Origin of the sequence: Hymenobacter profundi, assembly GCF_019334315.1 — a bacterium.
Taxonomy (GTDB): domain Bacteria; phylum Bacteroidota; class Bacteroidia; order Cytophagales; family Hymenobacteraceae; genus Hymenobacter; species Hymenobacter profundi.
The window spans coordinates 20,953-43,954 of record NZ_JAHWGL010000026.1 but is presented as its reverse complement, the minus strand read 5'-3'; the positions used below and the strand labels follow the sequence as shown (position 1 = coordinate 43,954).

At 57.7% G+C, this 23,002-nt stretch carries 18 protein-coding genes and 1 pseudogene; 12 read left to right on the top strand and 7 right to left on the bottom strand.

The window, feature by feature from the left end; translation table 11 throughout:
- The first annotated feature begins 124 nt into the window (after nucleotides 1-124).
- Complete coding sequence (locus KYK14_RS08750; protein ID WP_219158518.1) at nucleotides 125-2,431, top strand: S46 family peptidase; 2,307 nt, start codon at nucleotides 125-127, stop codon at nucleotides 2,429-2,431.
- 108 nt (nucleotides 2,432-2,539) lie between these two features.
- Nucleotides 2,540-3,829 (top strand): metal-dependent hydrolase family protein, encoded by a 1,290-nt coding sequence (locus tag KYK14_RS08745; RefSeq protein WP_219158517.1) that lies wholly within the window; start codon nucleotides 2,540-2,542, stop codon nucleotides 3,827-3,829.
- A gap of 113 nt (nucleotides 3,830-3,942) precedes the next feature.
- Here KYK14_RS08745 and KYK14_RS08740 read toward each other — a convergent pair whose 3' ends face one another.
- A complete protein-coding gene (locus tag KYK14_RS08740) occupies nucleotides 3,943-4,698 on the bottom strand; it encodes a glycosyltransferase family 2 protein (protein ID WP_219158516.1) in 756 nt (251 codons plus the stop codon).
- A gap of 107 nt (nucleotides 4,699-4,805) precedes the next feature.
- Between KYK14_RS08740 and KYK14_RS08735 the strand changes: the two genes are divergently transcribed.
- Together KYK14_RS08735 and KYK14_RS08730 are read left to right on the top strand one after the other, a co-directional pair.
- A complete protein-coding gene (locus tag KYK14_RS08735) occupies nucleotides 4,806-5,105 on the top strand; it encodes a YciI family protein (RefSeq protein WP_185283905.1) in 300 nt (99 codons plus the stop codon).
- A 63-nt stretch (nucleotides 5,106-5,168) separates the two neighbouring features.
- A complete protein-coding gene (locus KYK14_RS08730; RefSeq protein ID WP_219158515.1) occupies nucleotides 5,169-6,023 on the top strand; it encodes a LysM peptidoglycan-binding domain-containing protein in 855 nt (284 codons plus the stop codon).
- 182 nt (nucleotides 6,024-6,205) lie between these two features.
- Here the strand turns inward: KYK14_RS08730 and KYK14_RS08725 are convergent, their stop codons facing one another.
- On the bottom strand, nucleotides 6,206-7,075 hold the full coding sequence (locus KYK14_RS08725; protein ID WP_219158514.1) for an SDR family oxidoreductase: 870 nt from the start codon (nucleotides 7,073-7,075) through the stop codon (nucleotides 6,206-6,208).
- Nucleotides 7,076-7,182: 107 nt separating this feature from the next.
- Here KYK14_RS08725 and KYK14_RS08720 point away from each other — a divergent pair, with 107 nt between their 5' ends.
- Together KYK14_RS08720 and KYK14_RS08715 are read left to right on the top strand one after the other, a co-directional pair.
- A complete protein-coding gene (locus KYK14_RS08720) occupies nucleotides 7,183-8,028 on the top strand; it encodes an SDR family oxidoreductase (RefSeq protein ID WP_219158513.1) in 846 nt (281 codons plus the stop codon).
- 84 nt (nucleotides 8,029-8,112) lie between these two features.
- Nucleotides 8,113-9,360, top strand: coding sequence for a BaiN/RdsA family NAD(P)/FAD-dependent oxidoreductase (locus KYK14_RS08715; protein WP_343217076.1), 1,248 nt, complete (start codon nucleotides 8,113-8,115; stop codon nucleotides 9,358-9,360).
- Here KYK14_RS08715 and KYK14_RS08710 read toward each other — a convergent pair.
- Together KYK14_RS08710 and KYK14_RS08700 are read right to left on the bottom strand one after the other, a co-directional pair.
- The gene (locus tag KYK14_RS08710) at nucleotides 9,357-10,355 is read right to left on the bottom strand and encodes a Brp/Blh family beta-carotene 15,15'-dioxygenase (RefSeq protein ID WP_219158512.1); all 999 of its coding nucleotides are present in this window, start codon (nucleotides 10,353-10,355) and stop codon (nucleotides 9,357-9,359) included. The two genes, KYK14_RS08715 and KYK14_RS08710, sit on opposite strands and share 4 nt — an antisense overlap.
- 32 nt (nucleotides 10,356-10,387) lie before the next feature.
- Nucleotides 10,388-11,061: pseudogene (locus tag KYK14_RS08700) on the bottom strand (bacteriorhodopsin).
- A gap of 309 nt (nucleotides 11,062-11,370) precedes the next feature.
- Between KYK14_RS08700 and KYK14_RS08695 the strand changes: the two are divergent.
- Complete coding sequence (locus tag KYK14_RS08695) at nucleotides 11,371-12,846, top strand: DUF5723 family protein (RefSeq protein WP_219158509.1); 1,476 nt, start codon at nucleotides 11,371-11,373, stop codon at nucleotides 12,844-12,846.
- Between the two features lie 131 nt (nucleotides 12,847-12,977).
- A complete protein-coding gene (locus KYK14_RS08690; RefSeq protein ID WP_185283912.1) occupies nucleotides 12,978-13,433 on the top strand; it encodes a PA2169 family four-helix-bundle protein in 456 nt (151 codons plus the stop codon).
- A gap of 177 nt (nucleotides 13,434-13,610) precedes the next feature.
- On the opposite strand, the gene KYK14_RS08685 is transcribed toward KYK14_RS08690, so the two are convergent.
- Both KYK14_RS08685 and KYK14_RS08680 read right to left on the bottom strand, forming a co-directional pair.
- On the bottom strand, nucleotides 13,611-15,563 hold the full coding sequence (locus tag KYK14_RS08685) for a DEAD/DEAH box helicase (RefSeq protein ID WP_185283913.1): 1,953 nt from the start codon (nucleotides 15,561-15,563) through the stop codon (nucleotides 13,611-13,613).
- A gap of 497 nt (nucleotides 15,564-16,060) precedes the next feature.
- A complete protein-coding gene (locus KYK14_RS08680; protein WP_185283914.1) occupies nucleotides 16,061-16,255 on the bottom strand; it encodes a cold-shock protein in 195 nt (64 codons plus the stop codon).
- 204 nt (nucleotides 16,256-16,459) lie between these two features.
- Between KYK14_RS08680 and KYK14_RS08675 the strand changes: the two genes are divergently transcribed.
- From KYK14_RS08675 to KYK14_RS08665, 3 genes are all read left to right on the top strand, one after another.
- The gene (locus KYK14_RS08675) at nucleotides 16,460-16,885 is read left to right on the top strand and encodes an acyl-CoA thioesterase (RefSeq protein ID WP_219158508.1); all 426 of its coding nucleotides are present in this window, start codon (nucleotides 16,460-16,462) and stop codon (nucleotides 16,883-16,885) included.
- A 79-nt stretch (nucleotides 16,886-16,964) separates the two neighbouring features.
- Entirely contained in the window at nucleotides 16,965-20,405 is a 3,441-nt protein-coding gene (locus tag KYK14_RS08670) for a UvrD-helicase domain-containing protein (RefSeq protein ID WP_219158506.1), read from the top strand.
- A gap of 65 nt (nucleotides 20,406-20,470) precedes the next feature.
- Nucleotides 20,471-21,730, top strand: a complete 1,260-nt coding sequence (locus KYK14_RS08665; RefSeq protein ID WP_219158504.1) for a TCR/Tet family MFS transporter — start codon at nucleotides 20,471-20,473, stop codon at nucleotides 21,728-21,730.
- A 67-nt stretch (nucleotides 21,731-21,797) separates the two neighbouring features.
- Here KYK14_RS08665 and KYK14_RS08660 read toward each other — a convergent pair whose 3' ends face one another.
- The gene (locus KYK14_RS08660) at nucleotides 21,798-22,310 is read right to left on the bottom strand and encodes a vitamin K epoxide reductase family protein (protein ID WP_185283918.1); all 513 of its coding nucleotides are present in this window, start codon (nucleotides 22,308-22,310) and stop codon (nucleotides 21,798-21,800) included.
- A gap of 119 nt (nucleotides 22,311-22,429) precedes the next feature.
- On the opposite strand from KYK14_RS08660, the gene KYK14_RS08655 reads away from it, so the two are divergent.
- A complete protein-coding gene (locus KYK14_RS08655; protein WP_343217075.1) occupies nucleotides 22,430-22,930 on the top strand; it encodes a (2Fe-2S)-binding protein in 501 nt (166 codons plus the stop codon).
- The last annotated feature ends 72 nt before the right edge of the window (nucleotides 22,931-23,002 follow it).

Below are 23,002 nucleotides of genomic sequence, written 5' to 3'. Positions count from 1 at the left end.
TACGCAAAATTTGCTGCTTCGACGGTCTTTTTTGAATAAACAGGTGAAGCGTTTACCTGTGAAACGAGCTATAAAAGCCCTTCAAAAATTGTATTTTGGGCTTTCGTTCACCCAATTTTTGTTCATGCCCATTACCAATCGGCTGGCGCTGCTGGCCCTTACCTTCCTTTTCTTCCTACCCTCCGCCCGCGCCGATGAAGGCATGTGGCTTCCCTTACTGCTCAAGCAGCTCAACGAAGCTGATATGCAGAAAAAAGGCCTCAAGCTGACGGCCGAAGACATTTACAGCGTCAACAGAGGCAGCCTGAAAGACGCCGTGGTACAGTTTGGCGGCGGCTGCACCGGCGAAATCATTTCCGATCAGGGCCTGCTGCTCACCAACCACCACTGCGGCTACAGCTCCATCCAGAGCCATTCGTCGGTGGAGAAAGACTACCTTACCAACGGTTACTGGGCTATGTCGCCCAGCGAGGAGCTGCCCAACCAGGGCCTCACCGCTACTTTTATTGTGCGGATGGAAGACGTGACCAAGCAGGTGCTGCAAGACGTACCCGCCACCGGTATTTCGGAGGACGCCCGCGAGCGGCTGGTGCAGCAGCACAGCCAGCAGGTAGCCCAGGCAGCCGTACAGGGCACGCACTACCGCGCCTTTGTGCGGCCTATGTTCGGCGGCAACGAGTACTACCTGTTTGTAACCGAAGTATTTGAAGATGTACGCCTAGTAGGCGCTCCGCCGAGCAGCATCGGCAAGTTTGGCGGCGACACCGATAACTGGATGTGGCCCCGCCACACCGGCGACTTTTCCCTGTTCCGCATCTACGCCGGCCCCGACAATAAGCCGGCCCCCTACTCGCCCCAGAACAAGCCCTTCAAGCCCCGCCACCATTTGCCCATCTCGCTCGGCGGCATCAAGCCTGGCGACTTCACGCTGGTGTTTGGCTTTCCCGGCCGCACCAACGAGTATCTGACTTCGTGGGGGGTAGACGAAGTGTACTACCTCTCCGACCCGGCCAAGGTGCAGGTGCGCGACACCAAGCTACGAATTCTGGACGCCGATATGAAGGCTTCGGATAAAGTGCGGATTCAGTACGCTGCCAAGTATGCCTCGCTGGCCAACTACTGGAAGAAGTGGCAAGGCGAGATGCGCGGCCTGAAGCGTCTGGACGCCGTAACGCGCAAGCAGGAGCAGGAAGCCCGCTTTCAGCAGTGGGCTACCCAGGGAGATGCCGCCCGCCGCGCCGCCTACGCCAACTTGTTGCCGGAGTTTGAGAAAAACTACCGCGCCGAGCGTGACGTGTCGCTGGCACGCGACTACGTGACGGAAGCCGCCTTGGGCGTGGAATTGATGCTGTATGCCAATAGCCTGCTGGCCGTGGTGGATATCAAAAACGCCGCCGACCGCACCGCCGCCGTGCAGAAACTCAAAACCGGCGTAAATGGCTTCTTCCGGAATTACAGCAAATCTACCGATCAGAAAGTAGCGGCGGCATTGCTGGCGCTGTACGCCGAGAATACGCCGTCTACCCTGCTACCCGATTACGTGAAGGATTTGCAGAAACAGTATCCGGGTAAGAGTAAATGGCACATATTGCCGCCTACCTCTTCCCCCAATTTTGCGGAAGCGCAGCATAATATTCCACCTTCTATTGATTGGACCGCCTACGCCGACTACCTCTACAGCAAATCTCGGCTGACGACGCCCGAAAGTGCTAACGCTGTACTTGATGAGGTAGCTAAAGGCAATGTGGCGGCCCTCACCAACGACCCGGCCTACCAGTTGGCCTCGGCTATTGTGACGAACTACCGGGCCAACATTCTGCCGCCCTACCAGATTGCCAACGACAACATCACGCTGCTCTCGCGCACCTATATAGCCGGCCTGCGCCAGATGCAGACCGACAAAACGTTCTACCCCGATGCCAACTCTACCCTACGCGTGGCCTACGGCCAGGTAGCCGGCTACGAGCCCCGCGATGGCGTGAAGTACGAGTACTACACGACCCTCGACGGTATCATGGAAAAGGCCGACCCCACCAATCCTGATTTCCAGGTGCCGGCCCGCCTCGTGGAGTTGTACCAGAAGAAAGACTACGGACCATACGCCGTAGATGGCACCGTGCCCGTGGCCTTCATCGCCACCAACCATACCACGGGCGGCAACTCGGGTTCACCTGTCATCAACGGCCGCGGCGAGCTGATTGGTACCAACTTCGACCGCAACTGGGAAGGCACCATGTCCGACATCATGTTCGACCCCGACCAGGTGCGCAACATCACCCTCGATGTGCGCTACATGCTGTTTGTAGTGGATAAATACGCCGGCGCCACGCGCCTCATTCAGGAAATGACGCTGGTAGGCAAACCGGAAGCCAACGGCAAACCAGCGAAGGAAGCAAAAGTGAAGAAGGGCAAGCACAAACAAAAAGCGTAGAGCCGGTAGTAGAGAACAACCTCTTGTACCCTACCCCTACCTATAAAGAGACGTCAGCTACTGACGTCTCTTTTTTGTGTTTATTGACCAAGAATATATTTCCGCTTTATGCTCTCGCTTTCTCGCAGCCACAGATACTGCTGGTTTTTCCTACTTGGCTTTCTGTTGTGCAGCGCACAACCACTGCTAGCTCAACCTACACCTCCTCCTACCCTCCTGCGCCCCGCCGCCGTCTTCGATGGTGAAACGCTACACCCTGGCTGGCAGGTGCTGATAGAAGGCGACCGGATTACAGCAGTTGGCCCTAACCTGCCTACTCCCGCCGGCGGCCGTACGCTGGAACTACCGGGCCTTACCCTTCTGCCTGGTCTGATAGAAGGCCACTCCCACCTGTTGCTGCACCCCTACAACGAAACCCCGTGGAACGACCAAGTGCTGCTGGAGTCGCAAGCGTTGCGGGTGGCGCGGGCCACGGCCCACGCTCAGCGCACGCTGCTGGCCGGCTTCACCACCGCCCGCGACTTGGGCACGGAGGGTGCCGGCTACGCCGATGTAGGCATCAAACAAGCTATTGATCAGGGAATTATTCCCGGTCCGCGCATGCTGGTGGCTACCCGCGCGCTGGTGGCAACTGGCAGCTACGGCCCCAAGCTCTCCACCGACGTAGAGGTGCCCCAGGGCGCCCAGGAAGCCGACGGCCCCGAGGGTGTGGTGCGGGCCGTGCGCGAGCAAATCGGGCGCGGCGCCGACATCATCAAAGTATACGCCGACTACCGTTGGGGCAAAGGCGAACCGGCCCGCCCTACCTTCTCGCAGGAGGAGCTGAACCTGATTGTGCAAACGGCCAACGCCGCCGGCCGGCCTGTGGTGGCGCACTCCTCTACCCCCGAAGGCATGCGCCGTGCCGTGCTGGCCGGCGTGCAAACCATTGAGCACGGCGACGGTGGCACGCTGGAAGTTTTCAAACTGATGAAGCAGCGCGGCGTAGCACTTTGCCCCACCGTAGCGGCCGGCGATGCTATTGCCCAATACCAGGGCTGGCGCAAAGGCCAGGGCGCCCTACCCGAGCGCGTCCAGCAAAAACACACTAGCATGCAAGCCGTCCTGAAGAGCGGCGTCACGCTGGCGTTTGGCGGCGACGTGGGCGTATTTCTGCACGGCGACAACGTGCGCGAGGCCGAGCTACTGGTGCAGGACTACGGCCTCTCGGCCCTAACTGTACTCCGCCAAGCCACCAGCGGCAACGCCCGCATCTTCGGCTTAGTTGATCGGGGCCGCATCCAGACTGGCTTATTGGCTGACCTAGTGGCAGTGCAAGGCGACCCTACCCACGACGTGACGGCGCTCCGGCAGGTACGGCTGGTGATGAAGGGCGGAGCACTTGTGAAGCAACCATAAATACGTGTCATCCTGAGCGCAGCGAAGGACCTGCTCACGCATGAACGAGTCGTTGATATGACAGTCGTTCATGCGTGAGCAGGTCCTTCGCTGCGCTCAGGATGACAGATTTTCTACGGACGTTCAATACCCAGCTTACCTAACTCGGCCGCGTGCAGGTCGTAGATGACGCGCAGGTCGTTGCCATGCTTTTCGGCGTCTACGCCTATGCTGATGTTGTTGGTGTGGAAGCGGTGCAGGTGACTGATGTGGGGGGAAAGGAGAGGCAAGTGACCAGCCAGCAGAAAGCGCACATACAGCTCTAAGTCTTCGGCCATTTCAATGTCTTCGCTGTAGCCGCCTACCTGATCAAATAGCTCGTGCGAGTAGCACACGTTGCCCTGGATGAAGTTTTCGGCCCGAAAAATGGCGCGCAACATATCCGTAGGCGTGTCAAATTTCCAGGCGTAGTAATCTTCGCGCAGCATGTAGCGACGTTCCTCGTCCATGCGCAGGAAGTCGGCTACCAGCCACGGGCGGTCGGGGTTCTGCTGGATGAGGTCGGCGTAGTGGTAGAGGTTGCGTTGCAGCATCACGTCGTCGTCGTCGAGGGGCACCAGCCAGCCGCCGGGCTGCGCCTCGCGGATGATCTGGTTGCGGGCGGGGCCGGGCAGCATTTTTTCGGGCTGCGTCCAGTAGCGCAACGGCGGGCCATCCTGAGCGGCTAGCTCCTCCAGGTAGGACGCGGTGTCGTCGTCGCTGGCTAACTCGTTGATCAGGTGCTCGTAGGAAAAATCAATGGGGGCCGAAACGGTAGCGCGTACGCTTTCAATGGCCTCGGGCAAATACTGCCGACGGTTGCGGGTCGGGGTGATGATGGAGAAGTGCATGCCTTCCTATTCTACAATTGCCGCCAAAAAGTTGCGTGAATCCAGCTGAAAGCCAACTTTCTCGAAATAGTACCGTTTACCCGACTTAGCATTATCTGCTCCACTGTATGCCCAAGTTCATCGTCACACTCTCCCTACCCCCTCACTTTTCCGAGGATTTTATAGAGTTGATTCCCAGTCACCGCGCCCACGTGAGCCAGCTATTGGATGAGAGTGTGCTGGAAAACTACGCCATCAGCGCCGACTACCGGCACGGCTGGCTTACCATCAACGGGGAAACGGAGGCCGAGGCGCGGGCTGTGTTGGAGCAGTTGCCTTTGTACCCTTATTTCTGGCAAATTGAAGTGCACGAGCTATTCGTGTTCGATAGCAATACGTTTCGGTTTCCGCGCATTAGCCTCAACTAGCCAGCGGGCTATTCGGCGCGGTTTGTGCATAAGGGCGACTGCTAACGTCTTCCTATTTTTCCTATGATGCGTACTATTCGGCTGGTTGCGCTGGCCGTTGTTTTGCTGACTTCTTCGCTAGCCGCTGCCCCGGTTCCTACTGATAAGATTTCTACCGAGCAGCTATTGAGCCGCCTTAGCTCCGCCATCGACAACCTCAAGACGCTGCGTTGCACGGTGCGGGCCAAGGAGCGGGTAGAGGGCAAATACGTAACGGCGCAATCGTCTTTGAAGCTCACCAGCAGCCCGCTACGGGTGTATCTGCGCAATCAAAAAGGTATTGAGGCCCTGTGGGTAACGGGCCAAAACAGCGGCGACGCCTGGGTCTACCCCAACAGCTTTCCCTACGTGACGCTCAACCTGGACCCCAACGGCACCCTCATGCGCCGCGACCAGCACCACAGCCTGCTCGACGCCGGTTTTGGCAGCATTTCCGATATCATCCGCGGCTCCACCCAGCGCCAGGACCACGCCTTCGAGCGCTCCTTTCGCTACGCCGGCGACACCCTAGTGGCCGGCCGGCCGTGCCACGTGCTGCTTTCCAATTTCCCGCAGTTTCGGTACGTATCCTACACGCCCGCCAAAGCTGAAACGCTGACGCAGATTGCCAATAAGTTTGGTTGCGGCGAGTTTCGGATTGTGGAGCGCAACGGCCTGTCGTACGAAAAACCCGTGCCGGCCGGCAAAACCATTCAAGTGCCCAACGGCTACGGCCGTCGCACCACCGTCTGCGTCGATCAGAAGCTTATGCTGCCGCTTGTGGTAGAGGTGCTGGACGACAAAGGCCTGTTCGAGCGGTTCGAGTTTTCGAATATCATCGCCAACCAGCCTATTGCGGCGGAGGAGTTTGCGAAGGGATATAAGGGGTATAAACTATAATCACGGATTAAGGCGGATTTTTCGGATTACACGGATTTTGTGGACAATTGCACAGTGTAGTCGGAGCTGTTTAATTTTTCTGAGTTACCCATCAAAAAAGCGCTTGCCATTTGGCAAGCGCTTTTTGTTTGAAATCGTCTACAAAATCCGTGTAATCCGAAAAATCCGCAGGAATCCGAGGTCTAGCGGCGCATTTTCTTCTCAATCTCGTCCCACATGGGGGCTGGAATGGCTTCCAGCTTGTTGAACTCGCCGGCGCCGTTGAGCCACTCGCCGCCGTCGAGGGTGACTACCTCACCATTCATGTAGGCCGCGAAGTCCGATACCATGTAGGCGGCTAGGTTGGCCAATTCCTGGTGGTCGCCTACCCGCTTGAGGGGCACCGAGGCAGCGGGGTCGAGTTTGGACGCTAGCGGCTCGGGGAAGAGGCGGCTCCAGGCGCCTTCTGTCGGGAATGGGCCGGGCGCAATGGCATTGGAACGAATACCGTACTTGGCCCATTCCACGGCCAGCGAGCGGGTGAGGGCCAGCACGCCCGCCTTGGCCGCCGCCGAGGGCACCACGTAGGCCGAGCCCACGGAGGCGTACGTCGTTACGATGTTGAGGATGGTGCCGGGGCGCTGGTCGGCAATCCAGCGTTTGCCGAAGGCCAACGTGCAGTTGTAGCTGCCTTTCAGCACAATGTCTACAATCACATCAAACGCCTTGTGGCTCAGGCGCTCCGTGGGCGAAATAAAGTTGCCGGCGGCGTTGTTCAGCAGCACGTCGACGGCGCCAAACGTGTCAATGGTTTGTTGGAGCATGCGCTCTACCTCGTCGTATTTGCGCACGTCGCACTGCACGGCCAGCACTTGGCCGCCGGTTTGCTCGCGCAGCTCGGCGGCGGTTTTTTCCAGCACGTCCAGCTTGCGCGAGCTGATGGTGACGTTGGCCCCGAGTTGCAGAAAATAGGTGGTCATGGCCCGGCCTAGGCCGGTGCCGCCGCCTGTCACCACAATGGTTTTGCCTTGCAGGGCGTTGTCGCGGAGCATGGGTTGGGAGTAGGCTGGCATAGGAGATGGATTTTTAAAGGTGAAGCAGCAAGGATGCAAGAACGGGATTTGTCGGATTTGCCCAAGATGTATGCCGGCTAAGAATTTTTCTTCACCTTTAGCCCCGCATGGCTCCTACTCCTACCCCCCTACAACCCCTAATTGCCGTATTGGGCTGCGGCTGGCTCGGCCTACCCCTGGCGCAGGCGCTGGTGGAAGAAGGCTATGCCGTGGCTGGCTCCACCACCACGCCCAGCCGACTCCTGAAAATGCGCGACGCGGGCATTACGCCCTACCTGCTGGAGCTAGGCCCTACCCTTACCGCTACCGACCAAGACACGCTACACACGATGCTTACCGGCGCACGGGTATTGGTACTGAACGTGCCACCCAGCGCCGCTAAAGGACACTACGTGGAGCTGCTACAGCCCGTATATCAAGCCGCCATTGACTGCGGCGTGCGCCACGTGTTGTTTGTGAGCAGCACCGGTGTGTATGCCGACGAGCCCCGCACCATGACCGAAGACGACGCCCTGGCCGCCCCCGACGCCAATTCGGAATTGCTGCGGGCGGAGAGCCTGTTTACCGCTCCCGATGCACCTTTCGCCACCACCGTGGTGCGCCTGGCCGGCCTTATTGGCCCCCGACGGGCGCCTGGCCGCTTCCTGGCGGGCCGTACCGGTCTGCCCAAGCCTCAGGCGCCCGTCAACCTCATTCACCTCACCGATTGTCTGGGCATTCTCGGCCGCATTATCCGCCAGCGCGCCTGGGGGCGTACTTTCAATGCCAGCGCGGCACACCACCCTACCCGGCAGGAGTTCTACACCGCCGCCGCCGCTCATCTGGAACTCGCGCCCCCTACCTTCGTGGAGGAAGATACCCTGGGCAAGTGCATCGACAGCGAATTACTGCGTCAGGAAACCGGCTATATGTTTCAGTTTGATGACCTGAACGAGGCCATGAAGTACTGCTAGTGCATTGGCTGTGCCGCTTAGCGAGCAACACACCGTAGTGCTTTCGCGCCGGTTTTCAGCCCCCTACCTCGTATCTTTGCGCTTGTGAACGATAAAGAGGTAGTAGCTATTTTGGGCGGCGGTGCGGCTGGTTTTTTTGGGGCCATAGCCTGTGCCGAAGCCAACCCGCGCTTGCGTGTTTATCTGATTGAAAAAACTGGCAAGCTGCTGAGCAAAGTACGTATTTCGGGGGGCGGACGCTGCAACGTGACGCACGCCGCCGACACGCCCGCGCAGTTGGTGCAACACTACCCCCGCGGGGCCAAGCAGCTCAAGGAACCCTTCAAGCAGTTCGGCGCCGTGGATACCGTGCGCTGGTTTGAGCGGCGCGGCGTGCGCCTCAAGACCGAACCCGACGGTCGCATGTTTCCAGTCACGGATTCGTCGGAAACCATTGCCCAGGCCCTGCTCACGGCAGCCGATAAAGCGGGTGTCCGCATCCTCACGCACACCACCGCCGAGTATATTACTACCCTACCCACGGGTGGCTTTCGATTGCACCTCACGGGCACCCACGCGCAGGAATTAGAGGTAGCGCGCCTGCTAATTGCCACCGGCGGCGCCCCCAAAGCGGCCCAATACGACTGGCTGCGGGCGTTGGGGCACACCATTGCCGAGCCGGTGCCGTCGCTGTTTACGTTCAACGTGCCGGAGTCGCCGTTGCGGGACCTGCCGGGCGTGAGCGTGCCCCACGCCCGCGTGCGCATTGCCGGCGAAAAGCTGGAATACGAAGGTCCTATCTTGGTGACGCACTGGGGCGTGAGCGGGCCGGCTGTGCTAAAGCTCTCAGCCTGGGGCGCCCGTCGCCTGCACGAACTGGCGCACCGTCACACGGCCCTGGTTAGCTGGCTTCCTACCCACACTGAGGACTCGCTGCGCCAGTGGCTACTGGATTTTCGGGGACAGCATGGCAAAAAGCTGGTGGCGTCTAATCCGCTCTTCGGCCTACCCCAGCGGCTGTGGCGCACGCTCACGGAGCAGGCGGGCATTGGTGCGGAGGTGAAGTGGAATGAGTTGCCTATTAAGTCGCAGAACCGCCTCATCGAAGGGCTGTTGCGCACGGCCCTACTCGTGCAGGGCAAAACCACTTACAAGGATGAGTTTGTGACCTGTGGCGGCGTAGTGCTCGGCGAAGTGGACATGAAAACCATGCAGAGCCGCTGCGTGCCGGGCCTGTATTTCGCCGGCGAGGTGCTGGACATCGACGGTATTACCGGCGGCTTCAATTTCCAAGCTGCCTGGACTACGGGTTACCTGGCCGGTCGGGCTATGGCCGATACGCCTATCCGCTAGTTAGCTGCTTTGCGGTCCATCACCAAGCTCACAAGCAAAGCATGAGGTAGGGTAACCACGGAGGCTACCACCAGCACCAAGCTGACCAGTGCATCGGAAGTGGAAAGCCGGGCGGCGAATAGCACGTACAACACGGCCAGCGCTACTAGGCTTATGAGTAGAATAGGCAGCGAGCGGCGCACGAAAAAACCTATTTCGCGCATCAGTTCCCAACCTTTTGCGCGCCTACCGCCTGTTGGCGCCGTGTAGCCCAGTAGCGGATTGAGGCGTAGTACGTGCTGCAAGCTGTGCCAGAAGCAGAAGTATACCCCTACCGCCAGCAACGGCGGCAGAACCACAAACAGCCCTACGAGCAGCAGCATCTCCAGCGCATCAATGCGCCAGCGGTTTACTTCGTTCAGCTTGGCATACCCTACCCACAGGCCCAGATGACCCAGCAGCACAACCCACCCGGCGCCTTGCGCCGCGCTAGCAAATACTGCTGCCGTCACCAACTGGCCGCCTGTGAAGTACAGTAAGCTGTTGATGATGTGCAGCATCTCGGCAGGCCAGGCAAAAGCCGGGATGACAAACAACAGCGTGCCGCGCAGTACGCTATGCGCAACCCATAGCGCCGGCCGCTGGGGTTGCGTGGGCGCATCGGCGGAGCCCCAGTGCCAGATAGTGAGCAGGAAAAAGAACAAGACAGCCGCACTCGGCCACAGCCACCATCCTACCACCACTACCGCTGCCAAAGCCAGGTAGCTCACCAGAAAACGCACCAGATACAGCCACCACGCCTTGCCCCGCACGGGATGGTAGGCTGGCAATACCAGTTGGTCGCAGGCGCCGTGGGCCAACCCTAGCAGCACTAATCCCAGCAGCAACACCGGTCCTAGTAGGATAGCGGCGGTGGCCGGAGCCAACAGACCTACCCCCATTGCCACCACCACCGCCCCGTAGGAATACAACATGTGCGGTGCAAAACTGGTGGCGATGGGAGCAGAAGCTTTCATAAGGCAGGCGTTATCCTGCTGTATACGCTCTGTTACGCCGCGTGGTGATGGGCGGGCTTACGCGGGGCTAAATCGCGCAGATAATTTAGGTCGAGAATGCTGAAGCCTACCTTGGAGAAGAAGGGTACCACTACAAACAAAACGGTTTCGGTAGTTTGGCTGATTATGCCCAGGCCTGAGGGCCCGACAGCCCAAATGGTAGGGTAGCAGATCCACAGAACGGTTAGGAAGCCAGCTAGTTTGGTATATATACTCCCAGTTCTGCATCGCTGTTGATGGCAATCTGCCGCAGTTTGGTCCAGATCAGATACAGCACGCACAGGAAGGCTCCTACCCCGCAGATGTACCACAGGAGCCGAGCCGTGCTGTTTTCTGATAAATCAGCAAACAGCCCGCACACAATCATGACCACATCGGCGGCCACCAAGCCAAACAGCAGGTTGAGTTTGCGCTCCTGCTTCGGTATGTAGAACATGGCCGTGAAAGCCAGCGCCAGCAGCAATAGCGGCGTGCTCACTACCCAGTCGATATAACGGGCGTAGTGAGTGATTTGCCCTGCCACTTCCGTTTTGCCCTGGCCCAGGCCCATGGCCATGTACGCCAGCGCCGACCAAATCGGAATCATCATGGCAATACTGTATTCGTATTGCGGGACGCCTTTGGGGTTACGACTCCAGACCCAGAACAGAAGTGCGCCGCCTACCATAGAGGCGACATATAGCCAGTGGAGTAGTGTTTGTGTTTCCATCGGGAGAGAAAGTAAAAATGGAGAACACTACTTTTTACTTTTCTCCTACTTTTTAAGTTCTTTTTAATCTGCCACTTAGCTAGGTTAATTCGAACTAGTGTTTCGACGGGTAGCGCTACCGTAGCTGCCTAGCGAAATAGTACTCAACTCTTTCTGAAAAATACCTAGATGTAGGTATGTCTTTCTAAAAGACAAAAAAATAGTATTAAGTGTCAATTAATGCATCCATCACCAGTGCCTTATACAAGGTGCTTTACCCGACACTTCATGCTGAAACATGTACTCAAAGGCAGCTGTTTGTGGCTGTGCGCCGCGGCGAGTCAGCCGGTTGCTGCGCAGATGCTCTTCAACAGCACGCACGGTAATTTTTCTGGTTTGAACGAAGCCAACTGGAACCCAGCCGCTATTGCTGATAGCCGTTTGAGCTTCGAATTCCGCCTGCTGGCCTTAGACGGGCACGCGACCAACTCTGCTTACCGCTACACGGGTCCTTGGCGCCTCGGCAATCTAAACGAGTCGTTTTCTTTATCGGCCCGCGACCTGACCTTACAGGAAAACAGCCGCCCCAAACTGGTTAGCGTGGGGCTGAACGTGCGCGGGCCGGGCGTTATGCTCCGCCTGAGTCCGCGCCACAGTGTTGCCCTCAGCGTAGGAGCGCGGGCCGCACTGCAAGGCAACCAAGTGTCGCAGGAGTTGGTGCGTAGCGCCGTTGATCAATTTGAAACGGCGGGTGCGTATACCAACAACACGGCTAATTTCAACATCAACGCCTTTTCGGAGTGGAATGCCACCTACGCTCGCGTACTACTGGACCAGCAAACCCACGTGCTAAAAGCGGGCATCACGGTGAAGCGGTTGATGGGCATCGGCTCGGCCTACCTCCAATCCAAACAGTTCGACTACACAACCACGCCCGCTAACCGCAACACCCAACTGGCCGATACGGTGGTACACCTCGACCGGCTCGATGGCTCCTTCGGCTACTCCAACCCCGACGCGTTTCGTGATCTGGATGCGGGCACCGTACGGCGCTGGCTGACACCGGGCAGCTCGCCGGGTGCCGGCTGGGGCCTGGATGTGGGGGTGGTGTACGAGTACCGCCCCAACTCGGAGCAGTACCGCTACCAGGACAAAAAAGGGGCGTGGCAAACGGACTACGGTCACAACAAATACCGCTACCGTCTGGCAGTGGCCCTCACGGATATAGGCAGCATTCGCTACCGTAAGCAGGCAGTGGTGTATAATGATATTCGGCGTACCAACCTAGGCATCAATAGCCAAGACATCAATGATATTACGCTGGATAACTATAATGACCAGCTGGAAAAAATCTTCCAGATTCAGCCACAGAACCGTGACAATGCATTTCGGGCGGCCCTACCCACTACGCTGAATATAGATCTGGACTATCACCTTCTCTGGAAATTATACGCCAATGCTTCTCTTAGCCAGGGCCTGCGTGGGCGCTATGCGGTAGGCATGCGACGCTTTTCTTACGCGGCCCTCACGCCCCGGCTGGAAATGCGCTGGCTGGAGGTAGCCATGCCGCTTTCCCTCACCAATAGCTACCAGGATTTTGCCTACGGCTTGGTGCTACGCGCTGGCCCTCTGACTATTGGCTCCAACAACCTGCCGGCGCTATTCCGCTCTACCCAGCCCTACGGGGCCAACCTTTTTGGTGAGCTGACCCTAGCCCTAGCTAATAAGCGCCATAAGCTCAGGACTCCTGCGGCCAATCCATAAACAGAAGCTTGGCTGGTGCCGATGTGGAAAGGAAACGGATTGTAGTGGCTTCGGCGCAACCCTGCACACGAATAGCTAGTACAAAGACACACAATACATTCTCCCTACCACCTAAAAACGAACCAACGATTATGGACACTAAAGCAGCCCAATCCGAACTGAACGAACTCATTGCTACTCTGAAAGAAGGCCAGAAAGGCTATGCGGAAGCAATGACCGACGTAGAAGACGCAGACTTGAAAGACCTCTTCAAGAAGTATGCTGCCCAGCGCGCCAGCTACATCACGGAGCTGGAAGACCAGATGTACAAGCTGGACCTGAAGGTAGACACCAACGAAGGCAACAATACCGTAGCCGGCACCGTGCACCGCGCTTTCATCAACCTGAAAGGCTTGGTAACCGGCAAAGACCGTCACAGCATTCTGGCTGAGTGCGAGCGTGGCGAAGACTACGCCAAAGAAGCTTACGAGAAAGCCAAGAAGTTTGATGGCCTACCCGCCGAGCTGAAATCGGTAATCGATAAGCAGGCTGAAGGCGTACTAAAAGCCCACAACGAAATCCGCGACCTGCGCGACGCTTCTAAATAAGCATCGCAGATGTTGTAGATTAGATGAATCGCATAGTTTCTTGTGTGCATTTATTCTACTCGCAGAAACAAAAAAGCCGCTGACGTATCAGCGGCTTTTTTTATTGATTAATTAGTAGCTCAGCGTTGCAGATTGATTGAATCTGTGTAATCCAGTCAATCTGCAACATCTGTTCTGCTACTCGTCGAAGCTCTGGTTGTCGCGGCGTGGCTTGTAACCGCCTTCGCGGTTGCCGCCGTAGCTGCCACCACCCCGGTTACCACCGTAGCTGCTGCCACCACCGTCGCGGTTGCCTTTGTAGCCACCTCCTTCGCGGTTGCCGCCGTAGCTACCACCGCCGCGGTTTCCGCCATAGCTGCTACCGCCTTCACGCCGGTCGCCGCCATAGCTACCACCGCCGCGGTTGTTGCCGTAGCTGCGGTTGCCAAAGGCCCCGTCACGACGGTCGCCGCCGCCACCGTAGCCGCCCGTGCGACGCGGACGGTCACCGCCGCCGAAGCCGCCGCGGCCACCTTCCTGCTGGGCATCACCTTCCTGACGCGGCGTGGCCACGTTGAAGGATACTGGCCGGCCGTTGATGTTGGTACGACCTAGAGCACCGGTCACTTCTTCCGTAAATTCGGAAGGCACTTCTACAAAGCTAAACTTATCGTAGAGCGAGATGTCGCCTACCTTACCAGCGGTAAGGGAAGTATTCTCGGCAATCAGGTCTACGATGTCACGTGGGTGAATGCGGTCTTTCTTACCCATCGTCACGAACAGACGCGTGTAGCCAGCGCGTGGCGCACCGTGGGCGCGGGTAGCGTCGAGGCTTTCCTGCGCGCGCTTGTCCTCCTTCATCGTCATTTTGAGCAGGGCAGCGGCAATGTCTAGCGACGTAATGCCTTCTTCGCTATCCTGATCGATCAGACGCTGCACGCGGGCAATGTACTTGTCGAGGTTGCCCTTCTCTACCACTTCCTTAATCGACTCCAACATGAGGGTGGTTTTCACCTCCGACACATCCTCGAATGAAGGTACGCGCTCCTGCTTGATGGTAGCCTTGGTGAAGCGCATAATGTCGCGCAGCTTGTAGATGTCGCGGCCACTCACGAAGGTGAAGGCGCGGCCCGATTTGCCGGCACGGCCCGTACGGCCAATGCGGTGCACGTAGTATTCCTCGTCGGCGGGCAGGTCGTAGTTCACTACGGCTTCCACGTTGTCTACGTCGATACCGCGGGCGGCTACGTCGGTAGCCACCAGGATTTCCAGCGTGCCTTTGCGGAATTTATCGAGCGTGTTCTGGCGCTGCTGCTGGCTCATGTCGCCGTGCAAACCGTCGGCGAAGTAGCCTTTGGCCTGCAAATCAGCCACGATGTCGTCTACCATGCGCTTCGTGTTAGCGAAAACGATGGTCGATTTCAGGTTGTACATATCCACTAAGCGGGTTAGCACATCCTTTTTCTGGGGGCCGCGCACCTCGTAGTAGCTCTGCTCAATGTTCGTAACGGTCATCTCCTGATGGTTGACCTTCACGATTTGCGGGTCGCGCTGATAGCGCTTGGTCAAGTCCATGATGGGCTTGCTCATAGTAGCCGAGAAAAACACTGTCTGGCGCTCCTCAGGCATTTTCTTCAGCACCGTCTCAATGTCGTCGCGGAAGCCCATGTCCAGCATTTCATCGGCCTCATCAAGAATAATCATCTTGCAGTGGTCGAGCTTGAGCGTGCCACGCTCTAAGTGGTCCATTACACGGCCAGGCGTACCAATTACAATCTGCACGCCGCGCTCCAGAGCACGGAACTGCCGATCGTAGCTGGAGCCGCCGTAAATCGGCACTACGGCCAGACCACGCTTGTACTTACCTAGTTTCTGAATTTCACCCGAAACCTGTACGGCCAGCTCGCGGGTAGGACACAGCACCAGGGCCTGCACCTCACGCGAGTCGGTGTCTACTTTTTCGATGGCGGGGATGGCGAAGGCAGCCGTTTTGCCGGTACCCGTCTGGGCCTGGCCAATCACGTCTTTGCCTTCGAGCAGTACCGGAATGGCAGCTGTTTGGATAGGAGATGCTTCTTCGTAGCCTACTTCCGTAATGGCACGCTGCATTTCCTCGGAGAGCGAAAGCTCTTCAAATTTAACTTTTTCCATGTCTGATAGTGATGGAGTGGAGACAATAGCTCTGAAAACAGCGAATTCAGCGACGCTCCTCTCCCACTCTCACAACAACGACAAGTGACGGAAGCAACTACGGAAGATACAGGCGGCCAATCTAATAGCTAAGGGCCACGCAAGCTGCGCGGAACCGGGCCGTTCTCAATGCGGGTGCAAAGGTAAGGGAAAATATTACTTAAACCACGGAGTCACTCGAATTTTTCGGATTACGCGGATTTTATGGACGGAGGTAAGGTTATGTCAATAGGTTTATGTCATCCTGAGTGGAGTGAAGGACCTTGTAATGCATGAACGAGTCGTTGTCACGTCAGTTGTTCTAACGTGATAAGGTCCTTCGCAAGCTCAGGATGACAACCGTTTTTATTACCTACAAAATCCGTGTCATCCGAAAAATCCGAGCGAATCCGTGGTTAAGACAAAAAAAAGCACGCCCTGGGGCGTGCTTTTCAAACTCGTGCAAAGTAAGCTAGCTCTTAGAGGAGCTGAACTTTAACAGCGTTCGGGCCTTTTTTGCCTTGCGCTACTTCGTATTGTACCTTGTCGTTTTCACGGATTTCATTTACCAGCAGGTCGCTGATGTGAACGAAAATGTCTTGACCATTTTCGTCATTTTTGATGAAGCCAAAGCCTTTGGCGTCATTGAAGAATTTTACGGTTCCGGTTGCCATTGTACTACTTACTACGGGGTTAAAAAAAGAGTCTCTTTAAGCAAATGCAGCTACTGAAAACTGCTGAAACTCTAGGCATCTGGCAGGCTAACAAAGTCACATCCTCTTAAGTTGAGCCAAATATACACCATTCGGCGGACTTCAGCTATCAACACTATCATTTACGGGTTTTTCCCTACTTGCGTTGTATTTGTACCTACTTATATGTCTACCCCTCACAACCACCCCGCTTTCCGCTTCACCCACGAAATTGTAGTGCCTGCCTCGGCTATAGATGAGCTTCACCACGCAAATAACGTAGAGTATGTGCGCTGGGTGCAGGATACGGCCACTGCTCACTGGCTGGCCGCCTTTCCTGTAGGTGAGCGAGAGCACTATATATGGGTGGTGCGGGAGCATTATATACGCTACCATCGCCCCGCCCTGCTCCACGACCAACTGCGCTGCACCACCTGGATTGGTGAAATCCGCGGGGCGCAGTGCCAGCGTTTTGTTCGCATCGAGCGGGCCGTGGATGGCGTGCTGCTCTGCGAAGCCGAAACGCAGTGGGTGCTGCTGGACCCGCAGACGCAACGCCCGAAGCGGATAGAGGCAGAGGTGGAGCGGCGGCTGTGGGAGCCGGTGGGGTAGAAAAGCAGTTAGTATTCCGAGGTACGGTCGGGCAGCGCCAGTTTCTGCGTTACTTTTGTATACCGTCTGTTTAGCTACTATGCCACCCACCTTCCGCATCTACTCTTCTTCTGCCGGTTCTGGCAAAACCTACCAGCTTACCAAAGAATATTTAAAGCTGGCGCTCGGTGCCGAAGACGCGGCGTACTTCAAAAGCATTCTGGCCATCACCTTCACCAACGATGCGGCGGGCGAGATGAAGGAGCGTATTATTGGGGCCTTGCGGCGCTTCGCCTACCCCAACGCCAGCGGCAAAGAAGACACGCTGCTGCGCGATATAGCTAACGAGCTGGCCGTGGAAGGCAAACTGCCGCTCCGCGCCGACACGCCCCAGGAGCAACAACAGGAGCTGCGGCGGCGGGCAGCAGCCACGTTCCGGTTGGTGCTCTATCACTACGCCGATTTCGCGGTGAGCACCATCGACTCGTTTGTGCAGCGTATAGTGCAAGCTTTTACGCGGGAGTTGGGGTTGCCCGCGGCCTTCGAGGTAGAGCTGGACGGCGAAGCCGTACTGCAAAGCGCCGTGGCCTTGCTACTGGACAAAGTGAATCGCGACCCCAATAGTAAACTACTAGCCCGTTCTCTGGCCGACTATGCCCTGAGCAAGGCAGAGGAAGGCCGGAGCTGGAATACCCTACCCGAGGAGCTGGTGCAGTTTGGGCAATTCCTGCTCTCCGAGCCGGTGCATGAGGCCGTGGCGCAGTTGCAGCAGCTCTCGTTGCAGGACTACCGTCGCCTGCACGAAAACCTGCGCAAGCGGCGGGAGGAAATTGAGCAAGAGTTTCGGGCGGTGAGTGTGCGGGCGCTGGCGGCGCTGGATGCCGCCGGCGTAACGGAAGCGGACCTCTACCAAGGAAAGAGCGGCATTATTGGCTATGTGACGCGTTGGGAAGAACGCCTCCTACCCGACAAAGAAGCTAACAGCTACGTGCGGGCGACCGTGGAGCAGGATAAATGGTACAGCGGTAAAGTGAAAACCGCCGCCGACAAGCAGCGTGTGGATGCCGCAAAACCCGACCTTACGGCAGCCTACCACGAGTTGGAGGACTTGCGCGCCCGCCTCCTACCCGACTATCTGCTGGTGCTGGGTATGCTGCCTTATATCTTCCACGTATCACTATTGAGTGAGCTGAACAAGGCCGTGGACCAGCTCAGCCGGGAGCGAAATGTGGTGTTGATTGCCGAGTTCAACCGGCGTATTGCCAACATTGTGCTCCGCGAGCCGGTGCCGTTTCTGTACGAGCGCCTAGGCGAACGGTATCAGCACCTGCTGATTGATGAGTTTCAGGACACCTCTGTATTGCAGTGGAATAACCTGCTGCCGCTGGTAGAAAACGCTGTGGCCAACGGTAATCTTTCCCTGGCCGTGGGCGACGCGAAACAGGCCATTTACCGCTGGCGGGGCGGCGAGATGGAACAGATTCTGCGCCTCTACAAAAACGAAACGGAGCACCTCTACGGCCGCGTGGCCGACGAGGAGCTCCGCGACCTGCTGCAAGGCCGCTACTACACGCTGGACGGGGCATTGCAGGCGAAAAACTTGAATACTAATTACCGCTCGGCTTCGGAAATCATTACGTTCAACAACGATTTCTTCGGGCATATCAGCGCCACGCATCCGCAGCTACCGTTGGTGCAAAGTATTTATGATGAGGATTTTCGGCAGGAGGCGCCGCAGCGGTTGCCAGCCTCTCAGTCCGCGGAAAACGAAGGGGGTGAGGCTAACGTCGAACTCCTTCTAACCCACGACGATGCCCCTCACCCTACCCTACCCGAGCAGCTGCTGAGCTATGACGAAAGCACGCTCTACCTCACGCTGCAACTCGTAGAAGAAGCCCTGCAACAGGGCTTCCGGCAGCAGGATGTAGCCGTGCTGTGTCGCCGCCGTGACCAGAGTCGCCGGGTAGCGAAGTTCTTAAAAGAGCGTGGCTACGACATTATTTCCGCCGACTCGCTTTCTCTGGAATTTGCCGAGGTGGTGAACTTGCTGGTGGCGGTGTACCGCGTGCTGAACCAGCCGGCCGACACGCTGGCCAAAGCGGAAGCGTTGTTGCTGGTAGACAAGGTGGTGCGTGGTTTGGCGCCTACCCCGGTCCGTGCCCGGCATATTGCCGAGGTAGCCAACGTACCAGATGCCCTACCCTTTTTCGACGAGCTGCGGGCTCTGGGCTTTGACTTGCAGGAGCGCGAAACCGGCAACCTGGGTCTCTACGAGTTGACAGAACGCCTGATTGGCACGTTTGGCCTACTGGGACGCGAGGGGGAAAGCGAATACCTGTTCCGTTTCCTGGACTTGACACTGGAGTTCAGCCTGCGCCACGGCAACAACCTCAACAACTTCCTAGCCTACTGGCAGCAGAAAAAAAGCGCGCTGAGCATCAACGCGCCGGCCGGGCGCGATGCCATTACCATCACTACTGTGCACAAGGCCAAGGGCTTGGCTTATGGGGTAGTGATTGTGCCCTTCGCCGATTGGAGCCTGACGCCCCACCGCAACACCCTGCTCTGGGGCCGCCTACCCGACGAGGCCAAACCCATGGCCGAGATGCCCCCTGTGGCCGTGGTGCCCCAGGTGCAGGCTTTGCAGCGCACGGCTCTGGCCGGACAGTACGCCGAGGAGCTGGAAAAAACTTTTCTCGAAGGACTGAATATGCTGTACGTGGCCCTCACGCGCCCGAAGCATCGCCTCTACCTCATCAGTCGCCAGCCTAAAAAGAAAGCTAGTAGTAAAGCGGAAGATCCGGAAATCGACCTCACCGAATCCGCCAAAAACGTGGCCGAACTGCTGCACCGCTACCTCGTGGCGCAGGGCGAGTACGACGCCGAACAACTTCGTTATTCGCTAGCAGCAAATAAGTTGTCCGTCGTGGATGATGAGCTACCAGCTCACACCAAACAACTTCCCGCTAACAGGCCGGTAGCGAATACCGCGCAGCCCTCAATGGGTAACTGGCAACTCACCAACCTCAGCAGTACGCCCTGGGAAGAACGCTTGCGCCTGCGCCGACACGCCAATACGGTTTTCGACTTTGATGCCCAACAGGTGCAGCAGGAGTGGAACCGTAAGCTGCACTACGCCCTGCGCCGCACCCTATACGCCGCCGACGTAGACCGCGTGGCGGGTCAGTTGGTGGCCGAGGGGCTGATCAGCAGCAAGGAGCGGCCAGAGCTGCTTGAGAAACTGCACCAGGTGGTAGAACATCCGCAGCTGGCGCACTATTTCAGCGCGGCGGTGCAGCCCGAAACGGAGCGCGAGATTCTAGTAGGCGGCACCCGGCGACAGGAATACAAGCCCGACCGGGTGGTATTCGACGCCGCCCAGCCCAGCCACGTGACGCTGCTCGACTTTAAAACACCGCCGCCCGAGCCGCGCCACCGTCATCAGCTGGCTCGCTACGCAGACCTGTTCCGGCAGTTGGGCTTCACCGATGTGCAGTGCGTGTTATACTACTTCGATACGCAGGAAATAGTGACGTTTTAGCCGGCCGAATTCTACGCGGCCGGCCACTTTGCCTACCTTCGCGGCGCACTTTCCTCTCCGTTGTTATGGCTGCCTCTACTCATCGCCCAGCCGCGCTGGGCTTTATCTTCGTGACGCTGCTGCTGGATGTGGTGGGCATTGGCATCATCATCCCTGTCATGCCGAAGCTGATTGAGCAACTGAGTCACGGCACTCTAAGCGACGCGGCCCGCATTGGCGGCTGGATGACGTTTGCTTACTCGGGCATGCAATTCCTGTTTGCGCCGGTGCTGGGCAACCTCTCCGACCGCTATGGGCGGCGGCCAGTGCTGCTGTTCTCGTTGCTCGGCTTCGGGCTCGACTACCTGTTTCTGGCCTTCGCGCCCAGCATTGCGTGGCTGTTTGTGGGGCGCATTATTTCGGGCATCACGGGGGCCAGTTTCACCACGGCCTCGGCCTACATTGCCGACATCAGCACACCCGAGAAACGGGCGCAGAACTTTGGCCTGGTGGGCGCAGCGTTTGGAGTAGGCTTTATCCTGGGCCCTACCATTGGCGGGGCGCTGGGTCAATTTGGCGCCCGCATCCCTTTTCTGACGGCTGCGGCCTTGTCGTTGCTGAACTGGCTCTACGGCTACTTCATCCTGCCCGAATCCCTACCCCTGGACCAACGCCGACCCTTCGAGCTACGCCGGGCCAATCCTGTCGGTTCTCTCCTCAGCCTCAAGCGATACCCCGTCATTGCCGGGCTGGTAGGCTCCCTGATTTTTCTGTACGTCGCCAGCCACGCCACGCAGAGCACCTGGCCTTATTATACCATGCTGAAGTTCAACTGGAACGAGGCCTGGGTAGGCTATTCGCTGGGGTTCATTGGGTTGCTCACGGCTATTGTGCAGGGTGGCCTTATTCGGGTGGTGAATCCCCGATTGGGCAACAAGCGTTCCGTATATGTAGGCTTCTCGCTCTACCTGGTGGGCTTCGTGCTGTTTGCTTTTGCGGCTAAAACCTGGATGCTGTTCGCCGCCATGGTGCCGTATTGCATGGGCGGTATTGCCGGACCCGCCTTGCAAGGTATTATCTCGGGTCAGGTGCCGGGTAACCAACAGGGCGAACTGCAAGGCGGCCTTACCAGCCTGATCAGCGCTACCGCCATTGTAGGGCCGCCCTTTATGACCAATCTTTTCTATTACTTCACCAGTCCAGAAGCACCGGTACAGTTTCCGGGGGCACCCTTTTTGGCTGGGGCTTTTCTGGTGTTGATCAGCGTACTATTGGCCGCCCGCTCACTGGCGACCTACGTGCAGCCTACCCATGAGCCAGCGCCTGAGACAGTCATAGGGCATTAGAAATAAGAAACAAAGCCCGCGAAGCCATTGGCTCCGCGGGCTTTATAGCGCCTGACAAGCGGCAGCTTTACGCTGTTTTCTTACCGCCAAACAAATTCTTCGCAGCCTTTACCGCTTCTGGCATTGCCAGCGCCAATGCCGCCATCGCTGCCACCGATGAAGCTTGGCAGTAGAAGCACAGGGCTTTATTTTCTTTCCATTCTTCCCGCGCTAAGGAAAGGTTAGTTACCACATCTACCACTGTTTTCACGCCCATTGCTACGGGTAGCCACGGCGTAGTAGTGGCCCGCTCCATGCCCCCGGCGGCGGCCAGGGTAGCCGTGAGGGCGCCGGTTATCATCATGGGAGCGGCATCAGGCGTGTCGAGGCGCTTGTAGCCGTAGTCGGAGGCGTCTACTTTATCGGAGTCGAAGATATCCAGGGGCGGATCGGGCAAGTGCTTGATGATGCCGGTCTGGTAGAGGGTCACGATTTGGCCGGCGGCCACCGTCACTAGCGACAGGCCAATGATCCAGCGGCGACGCTTCAGATCGGGGCTTTGGCCGTTGCGCAATTCGTGGCTTAGTTGGGTAGGATTCATAAGGAAAAGCTAAGTAAAACGTTCTATTCACAGTACGCGCCGAAGTGGGTTTAGTTAAGCCCCGGCCCAAACCGCTTTCCTGAGCGGCGGTATCCTTTCGTTGTGTTTCAGAGTATCTTGTGCCAAAGCCCTTTCTCTTTATGGAAGCCGATATTACCCTTCTCGTCAACGGCCGACAGCACACGGTGCGCGTCGATCCGGCCACGCCCCTGCTCTACGTGCTGCGTGACCAACTACAACTCAACGGCCCCAAGTTTGGCTGCGGGTTGATGCAGTGCGGCGCCTGCATGGTGATGCTCGACGACGTGGCCTGGCCTAGCTGCCAGCTGCCCGTGCACGACGTAACGGGCGGCATCCGCATCACCACCCTCGAAGGCCTAGCCAAACCCGATGGCACCCTGCACCCCGTGCAGCAAGCCTTTGTAGACGAGCAGGCCGCGCAGTGCGGCTTCTGCCTCAACGGCATGGTGATGTCGACGGTAGCCACCCTGCAACAGTACCCGCAGGCCGACGAAGAAACCATCCGCAACGGCATGATGCGCGTGCTGTGCCGCTGCTGCGTGCAGCACCGCGCTATCCGGGCCGCGCAGAAGGTAGTGGCGGCCAATAAAAAACCGTGATTTTGATGTATCGCAGCGAAAAAAGATCGTCATGCTGAGCTTGTCGAAGCATTTCTACCCTGCGCAATTCCT